The organism is Salinicoccus sp. HZC-1 (assembly GCF_046736035.1).
In the GTDB taxonomy this organism is placed as follows: Bacteria; Bacillota; Bacilli; order Staphylococcales; family Salinicoccaceae; genus Salinicoccus.
Genome location: NZ_CP177130.1, coordinates 1,279,707 through 1,298,828, shown reverse-complemented (window position 1 = coordinate 1,298,828; position 19,122 = coordinate 1,279,707). Strand labels below are relative to the sequence as shown.

At 40.9% G+C, this 19,122-nt stretch carries 22 protein-coding genes; 2 read left to right on the top strand and 20 right to left on the bottom strand.

Translation table 11 applies throughout. From position 1 onward, the window contains the following. Positions 1-38 precede the first annotated feature (38 nt). From ACKRAT_RS06485 to ACKRAT_RS06455, 7 genes are all read right to left on the bottom strand, one after another. Positions 39-383 (bottom strand): carboxymuconolactone decarboxylase family protein, encoded by a 345-nt coding sequence (locus ACKRAT_RS06485; RefSeq protein WP_411844278.1) that lies wholly within the window; start codon positions 381-383, stop codon positions 39-41. Between the two features lie 44 nt (positions 384-427). Further along, positions 428-820: a cytidine deaminase family protein gene (locus tag ACKRAT_RS06480; RefSeq protein WP_411844277.1), complete on the bottom strand. Its 393-nt coding sequence runs from the start codon at positions 818-820 to the stop codon at positions 428-430. A gap of 141 nt (positions 821-961) precedes the next feature. Continuing rightward, positions 962-1,171: a hypothetical protein gene (locus ACKRAT_RS06475; protein ID WP_411844276.1), complete on the bottom strand. Its 210-nt coding sequence runs from the start codon at positions 1,169-1,171 to the stop codon at positions 962-964. Continuing rightward, positions 1,164-1,478, bottom strand: a complete 315-nt coding sequence (locus ACKRAT_RS06470) for a TIGR04104 family putative zinc finger protein (protein ID WP_411844275.1) — start codon at positions 1,476-1,478, stop codon at positions 1,164-1,166. The genes ACKRAT_RS06475 and ACKRAT_RS06470 overlap by 8 nt, the downstream gene beginning before the upstream one ends. 222 nt (positions 1,479-1,700) lie before the next feature. Next, the gene (locus ACKRAT_RS06465; RefSeq protein ID WP_411844274.1) at positions 1,701-2,255 is read right to left on the bottom strand and encodes an alpha/beta hydrolase; all 555 of its coding nucleotides are present in this window, start codon (positions 2,253-2,255) and stop codon (positions 1,701-1,703) included. A gap of 97 nt (positions 2,256-2,352) precedes the next feature. Continuing rightward, positions 2,353-4,536 (bottom strand): DNA topoisomerase III, encoded by a 2,184-nt coding sequence (locus tag ACKRAT_RS06460; RefSeq protein WP_411844273.1) that lies wholly within the window; start codon positions 4,534-4,536, stop codon positions 2,353-2,355. 89 nt (positions 4,537-4,625) lie between these two features. Beyond that, positions 4,626-4,898 (bottom strand): GNAT family N-acetyltransferase, encoded by a 273-nt coding sequence (locus tag ACKRAT_RS06455; protein ID WP_411844272.1) that lies wholly within the window; start codon positions 4,896-4,898, stop codon positions 4,626-4,628. Between the two features lie 183 nt (positions 4,899-5,081). On the opposite strand from ACKRAT_RS06455, the gene ACKRAT_RS06450 reads away from it, so the two are divergent. Further along, positions 5,082-5,657 carry a hypothetical protein gene (locus tag ACKRAT_RS06450; RefSeq protein ID WP_411844271.1) on the top strand — a complete coding sequence of 192 codons (576 nt, stop codon included), beginning with the start codon at positions 5,082-5,084 and terminating at the stop codon, positions 5,655-5,657. A 51-nt stretch (positions 5,658-5,708) separates the two neighbouring features. On the opposite strand, the gene ACKRAT_RS06445 is transcribed toward ACKRAT_RS06450, so the two are convergent. Beyond that, positions 5,709-6,884: a M20 metallopeptidase family protein gene (locus ACKRAT_RS06445; RefSeq protein ID WP_411844270.1), complete on the bottom strand. Its 1,176-nt coding sequence runs from the start codon at positions 6,882-6,884 to the stop codon at positions 5,709-5,711. A 173-nt stretch (positions 6,885-7,057) separates the two neighbouring features. Between ACKRAT_RS06445 and ACKRAT_RS06440 the strand changes: the two genes are divergently transcribed. Next, complete coding sequence (locus ACKRAT_RS06440) at positions 7,058-7,549, top strand: small multi-drug export protein (RefSeq protein ID WP_411844269.1); 492 nt, start codon at positions 7,058-7,060, stop codon at positions 7,547-7,549. 75 nt (positions 7,550-7,624) lie between these two features. Here the strand turns inward: ACKRAT_RS06440 and ACKRAT_RS06435 are convergent, their stop codons facing one another. The 12 genes from ACKRAT_RS06435 to dnaJ all read right to left on the bottom strand — a co-directional run bounded on the left by ACKRAT_RS06435 (position 7,625) and on the right by dnaJ (position 19,119). Then, positions 7,625-9,508: a fructose-specific PTS transporter subunit EIIC gene (locus ACKRAT_RS06435; protein WP_411844268.1), complete on the bottom strand. Its 1,884-nt coding sequence runs from the start codon at positions 9,506-9,508 to the stop codon at positions 7,625-7,627. After that, positions 9,508-10,422, bottom strand: a complete 915-nt coding sequence (gene pfkB / locus ACKRAT_RS06430) for a 1-phosphofructokinase (RefSeq protein WP_411844267.1) — start codon at positions 10,420-10,422, stop codon at positions 9,508-9,510. Before pfkB ends, ACKRAT_RS06435 begins: the two co-directional genes overlap by 1 nt. Then, the gene (locus ACKRAT_RS06425) at positions 10,400-11,170 is read right to left on the bottom strand and encodes a DeoR/GlpR family DNA-binding transcription regulator (protein WP_411844266.1); all 771 of its coding nucleotides are present in this window, start codon (positions 11,168-11,170) and stop codon (positions 10,400-10,402) included. Before ACKRAT_RS06425 ends, pfkB begins: the two co-directional genes overlap by 23 nt. Before the next feature lie 103 nt (positions 11,171-11,273). Continuing rightward, positions 11,274-12,002, bottom strand: coding sequence for a hypothetical protein (locus ACKRAT_RS06420; protein ID WP_411844265.1), 729 nt, complete (start codon positions 12,000-12,002; stop codon positions 11,274-11,276). An 11-nt stretch (positions 12,003-12,013) separates the two neighbouring features. Further along, the gene (gene floA / locus ACKRAT_RS06415; protein ID WP_411844427.1) at positions 12,014-12,991 is read right to left on the bottom strand and encodes a flotillin-like protein FloA; all 978 of its coding nucleotides are present in this window, start codon (positions 12,989-12,991) and stop codon (positions 12,014-12,016) included. 57 nt (positions 12,992-13,048) lie between these two features. Next, complete coding sequence (locus tag ACKRAT_RS06410) at positions 13,049-13,744, bottom strand: NfeD family protein (protein WP_411844264.1); 696 nt, start codon at positions 13,742-13,744, stop codon at positions 13,049-13,051. 118 nt (positions 13,745-13,862) lie between these two features. Further along, complete coding sequence (gene rpsU / locus ACKRAT_RS06405; RefSeq protein ID WP_411844263.1) at positions 13,863-14,039, bottom strand: 30S ribosomal protein S21; 177 nt, start codon at positions 14,037-14,039, stop codon at positions 13,863-13,865. Between the two features lie 104 nt (positions 14,040-14,143). Further along, positions 14,144-14,815 carry a deoxyribose-phosphate aldolase gene (gene deoC, locus ACKRAT_RS06400; RefSeq protein WP_411844426.1) on the bottom strand — a complete coding sequence of 224 codons (672 nt, stop codon included), beginning with the start codon at positions 14,813-14,815 and terminating at the stop codon, positions 14,144-14,146. Between the two features lie 75 nt (positions 14,816-14,890). Next, entirely contained in the window at positions 14,891-16,243 is a 1,353-nt protein-coding gene (mtaB, locus tag ACKRAT_RS06395) for a tRNA (N(6)-L-threonylcarbamoyladenosine(37)-C(2))-methylthiotransferase MtaB (RefSeq protein WP_411844262.1), read from the bottom strand. A 71-nt stretch (positions 16,244-16,314) separates the two neighbouring features. Then, positions 16,315-17,052 (bottom strand): RsmE family RNA methyltransferase, encoded by a 738-nt coding sequence (locus tag ACKRAT_RS06390; protein WP_411844261.1) that lies wholly within the window; start codon positions 17,050-17,052, stop codon positions 16,315-16,317. A gap of 4 nt (positions 17,053-17,056) precedes the next feature. Beyond that, the gene (gene prmA, locus ACKRAT_RS06385) at positions 17,057-17,989 is read right to left on the bottom strand and encodes a 50S ribosomal protein L11 methyltransferase (protein WP_411844260.1); all 933 of its coding nucleotides are present in this window, start codon (positions 17,987-17,989) and stop codon (positions 17,057-17,059) included. A 2-nt stretch (positions 17,990-17,991) separates the two neighbouring features. Further along, the gene (gene dnaJ, locus ACKRAT_RS06380; protein WP_411844259.1) at positions 17,992-19,119 is read right to left on the bottom strand and encodes a molecular chaperone DnaJ; all 1,128 of its coding nucleotides are present in this window, start codon (positions 19,117-19,119) and stop codon (positions 17,992-17,994) included. Between the last annotated feature and the right edge of the window lie 3 nt (positions 19,120-19,122).

Here is a 19,122-nt window from a genome sequence, read left to right as displayed (position 1 = left end):
TGGATTCCAAATTTCATTTTGGAATCCATTCTTAAGTTTTATGAATCTATGGAATCATCGTAGGCCTGCAACGCTTTACCGCCGTACACGCTGCCGGGGCCACCACCCATTACGATGGCAACACCCGCTATCTCCGCGATTTCCTCACGTGTGGCGCCTAATTTGATAAGCTTATTTACATGATTGCCGATACATCCTTCACATTTATCTGCAATTGCGTAGGATAGAGCTGCGAATTCCTTCGTTTTCTCGTCCAGAGCGCCTGCTTTATATGCTGAATCCTGCAGTGTCTTAAAACTCTTCATCGTATCCGGAATCGTTTTTTGCAACCGTTTCGTATTCCCTTGTGCGACTACATTAATATCATTAAAATCACTTGCCACATGAAACACCCTCTCTTAATTTCTTTATAGCAATACTATATCAATTATATTAAATATTTTGCATCCCACCGCTCAGGCAATAGATCTTTCAACTTCAATGATCTATTATCAGGTAAACCAATATCGCAATAGTAATTGTCATCTCCTACCTGGTTAATCAGTTCTCTGCATCTGCCGCATGGGGGCAATATTTCCCCTGTTTCATACACTGCGATTATTTTATCAATTTTATACTCATTCTCAGTTACCATAGAAGCGATTGCTGAATGTTCTGCACAAAATCCAATGGAAGAAGGGAGGTCCAGTGCCACTCCTGTATACACATTCCCCTTATCCGTAACTAAAGCGGCAGCAACATGACCCATTTTGCCATTTCTTTTGGTCCTGACCGTGCTGAGCTTCGATTTAGCAACCTCATAAAGTTCAGCCATATTCATAACGCACACCTCTTTGTCTATATTTGTACTTATCTAATGTTTTACCCTATAATATATTTTCTATATAGAAACATAAAGCCACTCATAAAGAGTGGCTGAAGATAGATTATTTTTTTCTCATATTTATATATTTCCGTTTGTTTACCTGCTTTTGTTGCCTCTTATTTCATTTTTCTTTTTTTCTATCTCGGCTTTTTTTAACACCCGGTAATTTTGCATGATTGCAGACAATCCTATAAGGATAACGATCATCTGAGCCCACCATGCTGTATCAAGCCCTAAGTTTGCCAGTATTAAATAAATGATTAATATGATTGAAAGGATGGTAATATTACGTTTGGCTTTATCCATTATAACCATTTCCCCAAGTCTCTTCTTCACCCGCTAATTCTATTGTGAATAAATGGATGCAGGTAATGGCGATAAATGCGGCTACAAATGTCAGAGCAATCGCGATGAACGACACATTAAAAAATGCTGGAAGTAATATAAGCAAAGGAATGAGCAGTGTCGCCAAAATACTTCTCTTACGGTATTCTTGAGACAAGTATTGAATTTTTCCGCAATGCGGACAATCCATTCCCACATCCAAAGTGATATATCTTTTTAAAACAGCATTTGCCGGCCATTGTGCTTCACAGTTTTTACATTTTACCAAAGTACTCTCTCCTTACGATAAGTGTCTACTTTGTCTCCACTGTAGTGCGTGGGTAAAAAAGAAGTATAACATATACATTACTGGGAGTAATATAGCGAATGTCCATATATAAAGGACCATTCTTTTGAATATTTTTATTTCCAATCAGATAGATAGAGACTACCGCAACGATTGGTACCAACAGTACCGCAAAGACAATAATGAAGAATGTACTCATTCAATCTACTCTTTAAGGGCTTGAATGCTCCGGACAAGGTCAGGCAGACCATTCAAGAAAATATGTGAGTCGCCTTCAAAGATTTCGGTTTCATCTGCATTCAATATCTCTTTATAATTAAAATGATGCTCTAAAGGTACAACACTGTCATATTCACTATGATAGAGTGCCAAGTGTTTAATTGGAGGGAGGCTTTTCTCGAATCCTTTTTCAAGCATGAAATCCGCTTTTTGCCATTCCTCGTCCAGTCCCCACATCGGCGATGATATGATGTACAATGCTCTGATATTTATCTTAGGACGCTGCTCGGATAAATACTTGAGAAGAGCCGAGCCGCCCAGTGAATGACCAATAAGTATGACATGATCCAAATCCGAAAGAATTATCCCTATATCCTCCGCCCATTCTGCATATGACGGATCTTCCGGATTTGGCATATCCGGAGCAACTATTGTATGCGTTGAATGGAGCGTTTTTGTCAGTTTGTTTAGAATGCCAGTACTTCCTTCTGTATCTGTCTGTGGTCCTGCACTGTGTACGAATACAATTTTATTTTCCATTCTAATCCTCCCTCTAAGGCGATTGTTTCAATTGCTCACAAAAGTCGTCAGTCTTACAAACCGCTCTGCCATTTATATCCTAAGGGGAGCAATTTAATCATTCATCCAGTTTTAATGCTTTTAACTGTTCAGCCAGCGCATTGTTGATCGGCTCTTCGTCATCCTGTTTCTTGATATATTTGTTCACAGTCTTTTTATCCACTTTGCCTTTGCCCTCTTTTTTCCTGCGGGCTTCAAATGCTGAAAGTTTTTCTCTGTAGCCGCATATGCAAGTGAAAATTTGGCCATCCCCTTCACCACTGAGCGTCATCTTCTTCTTGCACCGTGGACATCTTGCATTCGTCGTTCTTGAAATATTTTTACGGTGGCCACATTCTCTATCCTGGCACACAAGCATTTTACCTCGTTTGCCATTCACTTCAAGAAGTGGTTTGCCGCAATCCGGACATGTTTTACCTGAAATGTTATCATGTTTATAATTTTTATCACTGTTTTTGATTTCAGAAGTTATTTTCTTAGCATGCTGTTTCATCTCTTCGATGAATACTTCTTTTTTAAGGTTTCCTTTAGCGATATTTTCAAGCTTCTGTTCCCATACTGCTGTCGTTGCCGGAGATTTCAGCGCATCCGGAACAAGGTCCAGAAGCTGCTTGCCTTTAGAAGTGATTTTAATCTGCTGTCCCTGTTTCTCGAGCATAAAGGAATTGAACAATTTATCAATGATATCAGCCCTTGTTGCTACTGTACCCAAACCGCCTGTAGAGTCGAGTGTGGCTTTGAGCTTCTTGTCTTGAACTTCCATATACTTTGATGGGTTTTCCATTGCAGATAATAATGTCGCTTCAGTGAACCTTGCCGGTGCTTTCGTCTGTCCGGAGGTCTGGATAATTCTATTTGTTTTCAATACATCCGCTTTTTGAAGTTTTGGCAGCAACTGATCTTTTACATCATCTTCAATTTCATCATCATATTTGTTGGAATACGCTTCTTTCCACCCTTCTTTAATAACCGTTTTACCTCTGGCAATAAAGGATTCATCACCAATTGATGCATTGATTGTCATTTGCTCAAACTCATGAGGCGGCAGTAGAACAGCCAGGAACCTTTTAACGATTAAATTATAGATTCTCCGTTCTCTTTCGTTAAAGTCGGATGGATGGACATGATTTTCTGTCGGAATAATCGCATGGTGATCACTGACTTTGTTGTCGTCTACAAACGATTTGTTTGTATGAATTTTATTCCTTAAAATTTTTGCCGCCGTACTTCTGTAATCACCGATTCCACACGCTTTAAGCCTTTCAGGAATAGTTGAGACAATATCCTGGGATATGAACCTGGAATCTGTTCTTGGATAAGTTACCACTTTATGTCGTTCATAAAGATTTTGCATTACATTTAACGTTTCCTTGGCGGAAAGTCCAAACTGTTTGTTTGCATCTCTTTGCAGTTCAGTCAAATCATATAATGCAGGGGCAAATGACTTTTTCGCTTTCTTTTGAATGTCTGTAATCTTTAAATCACTATCGTCGACTTTATTTATGATTGAATCTATTTTTTCTTTATCAAAACTTCTGTTATTTCCTTTATCATCCTGCCAAGTGAATTTTACTGAATCGGTACTGGCTTCCATACCATAAAATGTTTTGGCTTTGAAATTCTTAATCTCACTTTCGCGTTGTTCGATCATAGCAAGCGTCGGTGTCTGCACGCGGCCACAGTTAAGCTGTGCATTAAACTTGGTTGTCAGAGCTCTTGAGGCATTAAGACCGATATACCAATCCGCCTCAGAACGGGCAACTGCAGCTTTGTATAAATTCTCATAATTTTTGCCGGGTTTTAAATTATTGAAGCCTTCTCGAATCGCTTTATCCGTTACAGAGGAGATCCACAGACGTTCAATGGGTTTATGGACTTTCACCTTATCTATAACCCATCTGGCTACCAGCTCCCCTTCACGGCCTGCGTCAGTCGCCACAATGATTTTATTCACATCTTTACGTATCAACTGTGATTTAACAGCATTGAACTGTTTTCCCGACTTTTTAATTACAGTCAGTTTCAGAGGTTCAGGAAGCATCGGCAGGTCTTCCAGCTTCCATTGTTTGTATTTATTATCATAGCTTTCAGGGTCAGCAAGGGTCACCAAATGCCCGAGCGCCCATGTAACAATATATTTATCCCCTTCTAAATAGCCATTTCCTTTCTTATGACAATTCAGCACACCTGCAATATCTCGTGCGACCGAAGGTTTTTCAGCCAATACTACACTTTTTGCCAATCTAATCATCCTTTCAGATTCTCTCGTCAGTATACACCATTTATATTATACAGAAAAAACCGAGGACTGTTTATCCCCGGTTTAGCAAATTATTTGAGTATTTTTTTATATTCATCGTTTTTCTCGATTACACTTTTGGCAAATGGGCAATTCGCTGTAATCTTTTTATCTTCCTGTCTGGCGAACTCGACCATTGTATCGACCAGCTGGCTGCCGGCTCCCTGTCCTTTGAGACTATCCTGCACTTCGGTGTGTTCTATCACATAGTCTCCTTCATCATCTATATCGAAAACTATTTTTGCTTCGGGATTCAACTCGTCTTCACCTATAAAAAATATGTTCTCGCCTTTTTTAATATCCAATTTTCTTCCTCCTTGTTGATGCGCTTCATTATAGGACTATTTACTAAAATATATCTTTTCAAACATCAGAACGGTGCTATTTTGATATTCTGACTTTCTACTTTTTTTAGTTAGTGTTATGATATACGTGTAAAAAGTCAATAAAAGTCAGGATTCACATTAAAAACAAAGGGGATGATGTGGATGAATAATTCTATTAGGAAAAGAGTGGATCAGGTTTTTCAAAATACTTATTTTGATTCGAGTCAAAATCTGAGAGAACAGACTAATGAGGACAAAAATGTTTTGAATCTCATATTCGAGCTTGAAGAATACTTGGAAAAAGAAACACAGTCTGAAGAGAATGAATTATTCGCAACAAGTACTCTAGGGGATCTATACAGAGTGATCAATAAACCGGAAGAGTCTATCCACTATCATTCTCAATATCTGCGGTTAATATCAGATGATGAGAAGAAACAGGTGCCTGCTTTTATAAAATTGGGTCAAAGTTATAAATATGCAGATGAATTTAAGAAAGCATTACTTTGCTTTGAAAAAGCTGAAAGTGTTATTAACACACATAGTTTCAATGAATATACAGACTATTTAGAACACCAGCGGGGCAAATGTTATATGGAAATGAGATATTATAATTGGGCAAAGAGTTCGTTTGAAAAAGCATTGGATTTAAGAAATAAAAAAAATGTTCTAAAATCAATTGAGTCGACAAAAGAAGCATTGAATCTTTGTAATGAAAAGCTTAATCTCCAGGTTTAGATGAGAAATGCTCCGTTTCAACTATGAAACGGAGCATTTCTATGTGATTTATCAAATATCTTTCAGAGTGTTCAAAGTATCTATTGCTGCCTGTGACATCACTTCAACACCATAGGGAATCGCCTCTTCGTTAAATCTGAATGCAGGGTTATGAAGAGGCTTCTGGTTTTCTCCGACCGAACTGCCCAGCCAATAGTAGACACCTGGATAATTTTGCAGGAATCGGCTGAAATCTTCACCGGCAAGACTCGGGTTCACTTTGGGTAAGGCTTTTTCTCCATAGAGTTTAAATACTGTTTCATGCAGCTGGTCTGCCCACTTTTCAGTATTTACAGTTGCCGGATAGCCATCGTAAAATTCAATATCCACTTCAGCGCCCATAGCACTTGTCACGTTTTGAACAATTTCAAAAAATCTTTCCTTCGCAAGTTTTTTCATTTTATCAGATTGCGTACGAATTGTTCCTTCAATTTCAACAGTCTCAGCGATGACGTTATGTTTTGTCCCGCCTTCGAAACGGCCCACAGTCACAACTGCCGGTTCCATTGGATCGGCATTCCTGCTTACAATCGTCTGCAGACTGCTTACAACCTGATTGGCGACGATAATTGCATCTACAGTATCCTGAGGCATGGATGCGTGACCGCCCGATCCTTTGATGCGAAGGAAAAACTTATCCGAGTTACCCATAATCGGCCCGGCCATCACGCCAAATTGGCCTGCCGGAAGGCCCGGCCATACATGCTGACCAATGAGTACATCCGGTGTATATTGATCGAATACGCCATCATCCATCATTCTCTGGGAACCGCCCTCAGGTGATAATTCTTCCGCAGGCTGGAATATCAGCAGAATCGTCCCATTAATTTCATCTGTTCTCTCTAGAAGTACGCGAGCTGTCGCAACAAGCATGGAAGTATGTGCATCGTGGCCACACGCATGCATGACACCGTTTTTTTCCGAACTGAAAGGTTCACCTGATATCTCTTGAATCGGAAGCGCATCAATATCTGCTCTTAACCCCACGATTTTTCCAGGGTGTTTTCCTTTAATCACTCCAAGTACACCGGTCCCCGCATATCCGGCCGTATAAGGAATACCCAGCTGATCTAATTGTTGTTGAATACGGCGGGATGTCTCGAATTCCTCGGTGCTCAGTTCCGGATTCTTGTGTAATTCACGTCTAAACTCGATTGCATCGTTTATAATTTCAGTAGAAATTTTCATGTTTACCTCACCTAATTATTTGAATTTTATATCAGTATAGTATTATTGAAAGTATTTTGCAGTGTATAATGTTAAAGTGTTAATGTTCCTTCTTTTGATGGACAAAAGTACCCTTTCATTTATAATTTAACATATAATTATACTATCACAGAGATTTTTAAAGGAGGAAAATGATGACCACTTCGTTGCTCATTGCATACATAATTGTATTTTTATTATCTGCTGTACCGCTTTTGGAAGCTTTTATCGTTGTACCGGTTGCGATTTTCGGCGGTATGAATTTCACGCTTACAAATATTATCGGTATCGCCGGTAACCTGTTGACACTTTTAATCCTCATTGTAATGATGGATCGAATTAAACAATGGTATTTGAATAAACGTGAGCAGGCAGGTAAAGGGAAAAGCAGGAAAAGCCAGCGGGCAGAAAATATTTTTCAAAAATATGGTCTGCCCGGACTGGCTTTCATCGGCCCTTTCTTCATTGGCAGTCATTTCACGGCATTGATGGCAGTCATATTGGGTGGCCCACAAAAAGCGACTTTCTGGTGGGTGACATTAAGTGTCGCTGTCTGGACGATTGGTATATCCATCCTGTTTTATTTCGGCATTGATTTTATTGGACTTGAAGATAAACAGTTTTTAAATGAATTTTCGCAACAGTAACAGGTTAAATGCTGAATTTCCAGAAAAGAAGATTTAAAAAAGCAGTGACTCTGTAAAAGAGCCACTGCTTCATTTTTAATTGCTGCTGACCGGCTTTTTAAGCAGTGCAAGAAGCAATCCGCTGACTAATGTACCAATTAGCAATGCAGCCAGGAACATCAATTTACCTTCTCCGATTGTAAGTGCAACAAACAATCCCCCATGGGGTGCATTTATAGATGTCGAGAATGCCATTGCCAGCGCACCTGCTGTTGCAGAACCGACAATCATGGATGGAATGACTCTGATCGGGTCAGCTGCTGCGAAAGGAATCGCTCCTTCTGTAATAAAGGATGCTCCCATAATCAGGTTCGTAGGCCCGGATGACCGCTCTACTGTGGTGAATCTATTTCTGAATACCATCGTTGCGAAAGCAATTGCAAGCGGCGGTACCATACCACCGATCATTGCAGCTGTAATCGGCTCAGGGTTTCCTGCTGATAAAGCCGCGATACCGAATGCATAGGCCGCTTTGTTCACAGGGCCGCCCATATCAACCGCCATCATACCGCCGACAATGGCACCAAGCAACACGATGTTTCCGCCACTCATGTTACTAAGTGTAGTGTTCATCCATTCATTGAGTGCCGTTGCCGGAGGGTCAACGATATAGTACATAATCACACCGGTTAGAAATACACCCAATAATGGATAAAGAAGTACCGGCTTTAATCCATCCAATACCTGTGGCAGGCCTTCAAGCACTTTCTTAATGCCGACCATCAAATAACCTGCCAGGAAACCGGCGATTAAACCGCCAAGGAAACCGGAGCCCATTGAGGCTGCCATAATACCACCGACCATACCCGGTGCCAGACCTGGTCTGTCTGCAATACTCATTGCGATGAAACCGGCAAGTATTGGAATCATAAGTTCAAAGGCATTTGATCCGATAAAGTTGATCATTTCTGCTAATGGATTGTATTCCGCACTTTCAGGGTTGGCTGAATGTATACCGAACATAAAGCTGATTGCTATTAATATACCGCCTGCTACAACAAAAGGCAGCATGTTGGATACACCGTTCATCAAATGTTTATAAATGGACGATTTCCCTTTTGATGCTCCTTCCTGACTGTCAGCTCTTTTCTTTTTATCCCCGGCAGAAAATTTCGGTCTGTCAGCATCAAGTGACTGATCAATCAATTCTTCAGGGCGCTTGATTCCATCTGCTACAGGTGCTTCTACAACATTTTTACCGTCAAACCGTGTCATTTCGACATTTGTATCTGCAGCAACGATTACACCGGCTGCTCTTTCAATGTCTTGTTCAGTCAGAGCATTTTTAACACCCGCAGAACCGTTTGTTTCCACCTTGATATCGTAGCCGAGTTCTCCCGCTTTTTTCTTGATGGAGTCAGCCGCCATATAGGTATGTGCTATACCCGTTGGGCATGCAGTGACAGCGACAATGAATGGCTTGTCCGAAGATTCTACTGTTGTTTCATCCTCAGCTGATGAAGCAGATTCATCATAGTAATCGATTGTCTGTATAATCTCTTTTTCGGTTTCTGCTGCCATCAACTTTTCTCTTGCCTCTTCGTTCATAAGAATTGTAGAGAGTTTGGCCAATGCATCCAGATGCGTTGTTGCCTGTCCCTGCGGTGCAGCAATCATAAAGAATAAGAATGCAGGATGACCGTCCATAGATGCGTAGTCAATGCCGGATTTACTTCTGCCAAACATAATGGCAGGCTGTTTAACTTCAGCTGTCTGGGCATGTGGAATCGCAATTCCATCCCCCACTCCTGTAGTACTTTGTGACTCCCTCTTATGAATTGCTGCCTCAAATTTATCTTGGTCGGTAATGCGGTCTGCCTCGTAAAGTCCTTCGACCAATTCCCTGATGACAGCATCCTTATTTGTTGCACTGACACTCATGTTGATTGTGTTAGTTGTTAATAGTTCTGTTATTCTCATTATCTCACCTCTTCAATCGGATTGATTTGTATTTTAGGGATTAACGCTTCTATTTCCTCATGCCCGGCAAGATCATCACTAAATGCCGTCGCACTGCCGCATGCAATAGCGTAGCGAATCTGCTCCTCAGTCGATTTATCCCGCTTGCTGATAAATCCTGCAACGGTTGAATCCCCGGCACCGACAGAATTTCTGAGCGCGCCTTTTGGAGAAGGGACTCGGAATTGTTTTTCCTTACCTATAAAGATTGCCCCATTACCACCTAGAGTGACCAATATGTTTTCAGCACCCTGTGCCTGCAGTTTTTTTGCGGCAATTACAATTTCTTTGTCACTGTTCAATTTATTATTAACAATATTTTCAAGTTCGAAAAGATTCGGTTTTATCAAGTAAGGCTTGTACTGCAGTGTTGAAGTCAATTTCTCACCTTCTGCATCGATGGTGAACGAAACATTTTTTTCGTATAAAATTTGAGCAAGTTCCTTATACAGCAGATCATGCCCTTTAGGGATGGTGCCCGCAAATACCACGTGATCATCTTTTGTAAGTCCCAGCAATTGCCGCTTCAATGATTCGATATTATTGTCTGTGATTTTTGGCCCATTGGCATTGATTTCTGTTTCCGAAGAAGTTTTAAGCTTTATATTAATCCTCGTGTCCTCTTCAATCTCGACAAAATCATGTGGGATGCCCTGCGATTTCAAAATGCTTTTTATAAATTCGCCTGTAAAGCCGCCACAGAATCCCAAAGCAGTAGAATCTGTTCCAAGTTCTTTCAATACCCTCGAAACGTTGATACCTTTACCGCCGGCATATTTTTCTGTGTCTCCTGTACGGTTCAATCCTCCTACCTCGACTTCATCCAGCCTTACTACATAGTCGACAGATGGATTAAATGTCACCGTATAAATCATTGTCATCACCTCGAATAATGTCTGTTCTTTTTTTAATTTTCTCCAGAAAAGGATGCTGCGCCGGTTCAGTAATAATTGACGCCTCTTCTATATCAGCAAATTTAACGAATGCACTTCTATCAAATTTCGAACTGTCTGCAAGTACAAATGCACGTCTCGCCTGTACTATGGCAGTTCGTTTTATATATGCTTCATCCTCATCAGGCGTCGAAAAACCATGATGCACGTCAACGGCATTTACACCTACAAAACATTTATCGAACGTAAGATTTCTCAATTTGTCCACAACATCATGACCGACTACTGCTTTTGTTGTCGGTTTTACTTTACCGCCTAAAACATAGGTATTATGACCATTTCTGACGAGTTGGTCGATTAATGTAATACTATTCGTGACAACAGTGATACTCGATGCTTTAATAAATGGCATCATTTCATAGGTAGTTGTTCCAGCATCGACAAATATGGTATCCCCGTCTTCAATCATCCCTGCAGCTTTTTGAGCGATTTTGAGTTTTTTGGAAAGGTTTTTTACAGATTTATCACTGTAATCCTCTTCCTGCTCCATCTGATCGACAGTAGCTCCACCATGAATCCTTTTTAACAGCCCCTTTGATTCAAGATATGTCAAATCCCGGCGTACTGTGGCAGTACTGCTGCTCGTGATACCTACAAGGTCATTAACTGATCCAGTTCCTTTTCTATTTAAGTATTCCATGATTTTTTCATATCTCTGATTAGTTATCATATCATCACCATTTTTAATATAACCTTCAATACAATCAAAGTCAATCATATTTAATCATTATCAATCACATCAGACAAAAGAAAAACGCCAGCATATGCTGGCGTTATCTTTTAGATTTAGGTTTACCTAGTATTTCAGAAAATATGATTCCATTGAGGACAGCTTTACGGTCGAATGAAAAATCCCCTTTATCAAGTGTAGATTCATGCTTCTCTCTACGCACTTGAGGTGCTTTTCCGGGAGACCGTGATAAATCCTCATCAGCTGTCTCGCGCCCGATTCCTTTCACACGCTTTTCAGCTTCGGAACGATTGAACCCTTCGGCAAAGACAGATTCCTTCGCTCTTTGAGAACGCTCCCTGTGTTTGGTACGGTCTGTTGGAACTTTATCTTCATAGTAGTCCATCGCTTTTTTCCCGGCTTTAGAATCTCTTGCTTTTTCCTCAAGGGATCTGCCAAACGAACGATCCGCCACCGGTCTTTGTGGACTGTTCCTTTCAGTCCTTTGGTATTCAGGACGCTGCTGGTTTGATCTTTCTGACCGCTGAGAACTTTCAGTATGTCTCTGTTGTTGATTTTGCTGTCTGCGTTGTTCATTAGGCTTTTCATCAAAAGCACCGAACGAACGCTCAACTTCATCTTTGATTTGTTCAAAAAACCCTTTTTCGGAATTCTGATTGTTTCCTCTCGGTTGTTGTCTTTTTGATTTAGAAGGATTCCCCAGTTTACCAGGGTCTATATTCCTCTTTTCCTTATTACCCTTGTCTTTTTGACTGGCAATTGCCGTATAGACAATACCGCCTAAAAAGATAAGAAGAGGCAGTAATTCCATGATATCACAACCTATTCGTCTTCTTCATTGTAACGATTTGGATCTGTCATCTTATTGATAGAATCTCTCATACTAGTGTCTGCCTCGACGTTCTTCAGGTTGTAGTAGTCTGATACCCCGATATTTCCATTTTCAAGTGCATGTGCAAATGCTAGTGGCACTTTGGATTCAGCTTCAACAACTTTCGCTCTCATTTCCTCTACGCGGGCTTTCATTTCCTGCTCCTGTGCTACAGCCATTGCGCGACGCTCTTCAGCTTTTGCCTGCGCAATATTCTTATCTGCAACAGCTTGTTCAGTTTGAAGATCGGCACCAATGTTCTTACCGATGTCCACGTCTGCAATATCAATGGAAAGAATTTCAAATGCTGTACCTGAATCCAATCCTTTGGCAAGCACAGTCTGAGAGATCATGTCCGGATTTTCTAAAACCTTAGTATGTTTTTCTGAAGAACCGATTGTGGAAACGATACCTTCACCGACACGGGCAACAATTGTTTCTTCACCCGCACCACCGACCAATCTCTCAATATTTGCACGTACTGTAATACGTGATTTCGCCTTAACTTCGATACCATCCATAGCTACACCATTGATGAACGGTGTTTCAATGACTTTTGGATTGACACTCATCTGCACTGCTTCAAGAACGTCACGGCCGGCAAGGTCAATCGCTGCACATCTTTCAAATGTAAGGTTGATATCTGCACGCTGAGCTGCAATCAGTGCATCGACAACGCGGTCTACATCACCTCCGGCGAGGAAATGTGACTCAAGCTGATTCGTAGTAACTTTAAGCCCTGCTTTATGAGCTTTAATCATTGGTTCGATTACGCGTTTTGGTTTAACACGTCTTAATCTCATCCCGACAAGGGAGAAGATACCAACATTGACTCCTGCAGCGATGGCTGAAATCCATAAACCAATCGGTACAAAAGACAGGAAGAACGAAATGACGATAAAGGCAATGATGACTAGGAAAACAATCATCAGCCCGGATCCTGTGATAAAGAACAAATTCATGCTCAACTCTCCTTTGATATAATTTTAATCTTCCACTGGCCGTACAACTATCCGAGTTCCTTCAACATGTATAATTTTTACGTCTTTGCCGCTTTCGATGAACGAACCTTCCGCAACAGCATCAATGCGCTCATTCCCATAACGGATAATACCTGACGGCCTCAAAGCGGTTGCTGTTATGGCTTGTTCACCGACAAGGTAGGAACGGTCGTCGAATGAAGTATAGCCAGACTCGGCATCCGTTGCATCAGTAAGTATAAACTTTTTGAGAAATGGAATTCTTCTTTTTTTAAATTTCACAAATATCACCCACTCTATGATTGCTAATATAGCAATGAGTATCATAAAAAGACTGAACAAAGCTATATTATTCCCCACCAGTAAAATACTGATGAAAAGCATGATGCCGCCGATAAGACCCAGAATTGCACCGATAATAAAAAATTCCACAATGATGAAAACGGTACCGATTATGAACAATGTCAGTGCGATTCCACTATAATCACTGATCAGCAAATGGCCGGAATAAAAAATAATTATTGAGGCAATCGATAAAATCCCAATCAAGGTAACACGTTCAGAAAACAATTGATAGAGCATGCCCAGGAAGAAAAATGCTAATAGAATAAAGGCGACCCATGGCATGGTTACAACATCTCTGAAGTCAGCCAGAATACTTCCGAAGAGAAAAGTATGTATGAATATCTGTATAACCGCCATTAGAATCCCCTCCATTACTTTCATTATACATCAATACCAGCATAAATTAAATTATTACAAAAAAAAGACAGCATATAAATGCTGTCTTGTGTATGGGAATTTATCCGAGGGAGTCGGATTACTTGAATTTGCGCTTGCGGGCAGCTTCAGATTTCTTTTTGCGTTTTACACTTGGTTTTTCGTAAAATTCTCTTTTACGAGCTTCCTGGATTGTACCGCTTTTTGAAACTGTACGCTTGAAACGGCGCAACGCGTCTTCAATTGGTTCGTTCTTATTAACAACTGTTTTAGACATGGTTTTCCCTCCCTCCAAATAAACAAAAGCCTTTCTGGTTTACATAGATTTATACTATGTACTCACACATTATAATACAATGACAAAATATGGTCAACTCTAAATTAATAGTCACTTTCACTGATTCCGCCTTGTACTATGGCGATTCCGCTGGAAGCGCCGATACGTGTCGCTCCGCTTTCAATCATCACTTTCGCATCTTCATATGACCTTACACCGCCGCTGGCTTTAACACCCATTTCTTGACCGACAGTAAGCCTCATCAGTGTCACATCTTCAGCTTTGGCACCTTCTCCGTTGAAACCTGTGGATGTCTTGACAAAATCAGCACCGCATTTTTTACTGATTTCGCATGCTCTAACAATTTCATCACTGTCGAGCAGTGCTGTTTCAATGATTACTTTAACAATTACCTGCTGTCCTGCTGCATCGCACACAGCTTTAATGTCATTGAATACATAATCATCATTGCCTGATTTCAAAGCACCGATATTGATGACCATATCGACTTCGTCTGCACCGTTTTGTATAGCGTTCATCGTTTCAAATGCTTTCACTTCCGAAGTGACAGCGCCACTTGGGAAACCGATGACTGTACATACTTTAACGTCGCTTTCCTTTAAGATTTCTTTGGCTGTAGAAACCCAGACAGGACTTATGCAGACACTGCAGAAATGATGTTCCATCGCTTCTTTACACAGTTCAAAAATCTGATCCTGTGTTGTTTCCGGTTTTAATAGTGTGTGATCGATATATTTAGATAGTTCCATACATATTCCTCCGCTTTCATAAATAAAAGGTCTTTTGCAGACCTTTTAATACAATTATACATTAAAATAATTATTCATTCATCAGATTGTGCGCTCAAGGTATGCATAGGCTTTAACCATCGGTTTTTCAAGTACTTTTACAACTTCACCTTTGCTTACCGGATATCCCGGTTCGGTAATTTTGACTTTTACAAGTTCACCTGTAAGTGAGGCATCGCCTTCGACTTCCACCTTTAGGTAGTTATCGGAATGACCGATGAGTTTACCGTCTTTTTCCTCTTCCGGAATAATTTCAAGGACATCATCTTTAAATAACTCCGCATAGTCTTCTGCAAGTGAATTGGAAAGCTCAATTAAACGATGCACACGTTCACTTTTAATATTTTCGTCGACCTGATCAGTCATTCTGGCCGCCGGTGTCCCTGTACGGATGGAATAAGGGAATACGTGCAATTCAGAGAAATGATGCTTTTTGATAAAGTCGTAAGATTCCATGAATTCTTCTTCAGTTTCCCCGGGGAATCCCACAATAACATCACTAGTAATCGCAACATTCGGCATAATCTCTTTAAGTTTGATGATACGGGATTCAAAGAATTCCATCGTATACTTTCTGCGCATACGTTTCAATACTGTATCACTGCCTGATTGGATCGGGATGTGCAGGTGACGGACAATTTTATTCGAATCGTTGATTACATCAATCACTTCATCAGTCAGCTGGCTCGCCTCAATACTTGAAATTCTCAAGCGGTTTAAACCGTCCACTTCTTCAAGGTCACGAAGCAACTGTGCAAGATTATAATCTTTTAAATCTTCCCCGTAACCACCGGTATGGATTCCTGTAAGAACGATCTCCTTATATCCTTGATCGACTAATTGCTGTGCCTGCTCGACTACCTTTTCAGGATCGCGTGAGCGCATTAATCCACGTGCCCAAGGAATGATGCAGAATGTACAGAAATTATTGCACCCTTCCTGGATTTTAAGTGTTGCCCGTGTACGGTCTGTGAAATAAGGTACATCCATTTCTTCATATGTACGCTTTTTCATAATATTTTTTACTCCATTGATTGGCTGACGTTCCTGATGATATTGGTTAACATAACCCAGAAGCTTATCACGGTCCTCTGTACCAATGATAATGTCCACACCCGGTATATCCATAATATCTTTAGGCGCTGTTTGGGCATAGCATCCTGTCACACAGACGACTGCGTCCGGATTTTTTCTGATGGCACGTCTTATAACCTGCCTGCTTTTTTTATCACCCGTGTTTGTAACTGTACAGGTATTGATAACAAAAACATCCGCATTTTGATCAAAATCAACACGGCTGTATCCATCATCCTTGAAAATCTGCCACATTGCCTCTGTCTCATAATGATTCACTTTACAACCTAAAGTGTGAAATGCGATCGTTTTTTCATTCATATAATCAGATCTTTCCTAATATATTTGATGATTTCATCTTCTGAACATAATAGCACAGCCCGCCTCATTCTTCAACGAGTGGCGGGCTGTTCAAATCTATAGCTTATTGCCGCTAAGGCATACAGGGGTGCAGTTTCAGCACGAAGTATACGGGCACCCAGACGGACGGAATGATACGCATCCATAAGATCGGTCTCAACATCACTGAATCCGCCTTCCGGGCCAAATACAAAAGCGATTCTACTATTCTTTTTTAAGGTTTCCAGGACTTGATTCATGCTTGCAGCCGGCTTGTTGACATTGCCTTCGTAAGCAAAAAGCACTGCATCGAATGCATTGAAATCTATATCTTTCAAAGTGCCTGCAAAATGAATTTCGGGAATTAGATTACGACGGCTTTGCTCTCCCGCTTCTTTAATCACTTTCTCATACCGCGTCAGACGCTTTGAACGCTTTTTCTCATCGAGTTTTACCACGCTCCGCTCAGCATCAAAAATATTAAAATCAAATGCACCGAGCTCAGTTGATTTTTGAATCATCCACTCGAATTTCTCCCCCTTCAACAATGGGCAGAAAACAGATATTTCCACAGGGAGCTCAGGAGATTCATCTATTTTAGACATCACTTTGAAATGAACCGAATCATCGACATCCACTACTTCACAAAGAAATGCTGTGCGCGTCCTGTCCACCATATGAAATGCCTGCCCCTCACGGAAGCGCATGACATTCTTCATGTGATGTGTATCTGATCCTGAGACGTACACCTCACCTGCAATAAGTGTTTCTTCAGTAAAATACCTTTGCATATCATCACGCCTTTTTAGCCATGATACTTACCCAGCCGTTATCTTCAAGTACTTCGACAATGTCGAATCCTGTTTTTTCCATATGTTGGATAATATCATCACGGCGTTTAGTAATAATACCGGAAGCAATGAAGACCCCGCCAAATTTCAACGTTTCAAAAGCATCATCGATCATTTGGTCAATGATGTGCGCCAGAATATTCGCAATCACTATATCATACTGGTCATCTTCAGTAGTGAGGAGGTCCCCTGTTTCAACTGTCACATCAGATGCACATTCATTCAATTCGAAGTTTTCCCTGGCAACTTTTAAAGATAACTCATCTATATCCGTGGCTTTCAGGTCTCTAGCACCCATTAAATGGGCACCGATTGTCAAAATACCTGAACCTGTACCCACATCAATGATTTTGTGTTTTGGCTCAACAATACGTTCGATAAACTTCAGACACATGCTCGTTGTCGGATGGTCTCCAGTACCGAATGCCATACCCGGATCCAGTTTTATCAGCTTGTCACTCTTTTCGAATTCATAATCATCGATTTCCCATGACGGTACGATGACAAAGTTCTCCGAGACTCTGAAGCTGTGAAAATATTTTTTCCATTCGTTTTCCCAGTCTTCTTCATCAATCGTTTTTCTTTCGACCTGAATATCACCTTTTTGGTCCAATTCAGCACCTTCTATGAAAGTGTCGATTTTACCCAGCTTATCTTCAATGTCTTCCGTCTCGTCAAAGTAGACCAGGATACGAATATCCCGTTCCGGAAGCATTGACGCGTCCAGACGGTATTTGTCATCAAAATCTTCTACATCTTTTTTTAATAGCTCCAATGAATGCTCGACGGATATACCCTTGGCAATTTCATTCAGGAATAAAGAAAAAGCATCCTCATTACTTTTGGTCGTGCTAATAGAAACTTCGTGCCATTTCATAATTAGTCACCCTTAAAAAATCTTCTCGTTTTATCGAAGAAATTTTCATTTTGCTCATTAATTTCTTCCCCGCCATGCTCTGCCAACTGTCTAAAGATATCCACTTCTTTATCCGAGAGCTTGGTAGGTGTTACGACTTTAATTGTAACAAACTGGTCACCATAGCCATAACCATGAACATTTTTAACACCTTTTTCTTTCAGTCGGAAACGTTTGCCGGATTGTGTCCCGGAAGGAATCGTAAGCACCACTTCGGAATTGATCGTTGGTACTTTCACCTCGTCACCAAGCGCTGCCTGAGCGAATGAAATCGGCAATTCGTAGTGAATGTCGTCTCCATCACGTGTAAATCTTGTATCCGGCCTAACTCGGAATACGATATACAGGTCCCCTGCAGGACCGCCGTTCACACCGGGTTCACCTTTTCCCTGCAGACGGATCTGCTGGCCGTTATCCACACCTTCAGGAACTGTCACTTCAATCTTTACGTCTTCGGTTACTGTCCCTGCGCCTTTACAGTTGTTGCATGGATCTTCGATTTCTTCACCTGTGCCATTACAAGTCGGGCATGTACGTTCTGTCTGGATTCTGCCGAATGGCGTGTTCTGTTCTACAGCTACACGGCCTGCACCCGAACACATCTTACAAGTTGTTTTGGAAGTGCCCGGTTTGGCACCCTTCCCGTCACATGTTTCGCAGGTAACTTCTTTTTTGATTGTGATCGTCTTAGTTACACCGAATACAGCTTCATCAAATGAGACGGTCATTGTATACTGAAGATCATCACCTTTTCTTGGGGCATTGGGATCCATTCTGCCACCACCGCCGAAGAATGAGCTGAATATATCTTCAAAGCCGCCGAAGCCGCCTGAACCGGAGAATCCGCCTCCGCCTCCGCCGAACTGCTGATTCATACCTTCATGTCCAAAACGGTCATATTGCGCACGTTTGTTCTCATCACTCAATGCTTCGTATGCTTCAGATACTTCCTTGAATTTTTGATCTGAGCCTTCTTCTTTATTTATATCCGGATGATATTTTTTGGAGAGTTTCCGATATGCTTTTTTAATCTCATCTTTAGAGGCATTCTTATCCACTCCAAGTACATCATAGTAGTCTTTTTTCGCCATTTA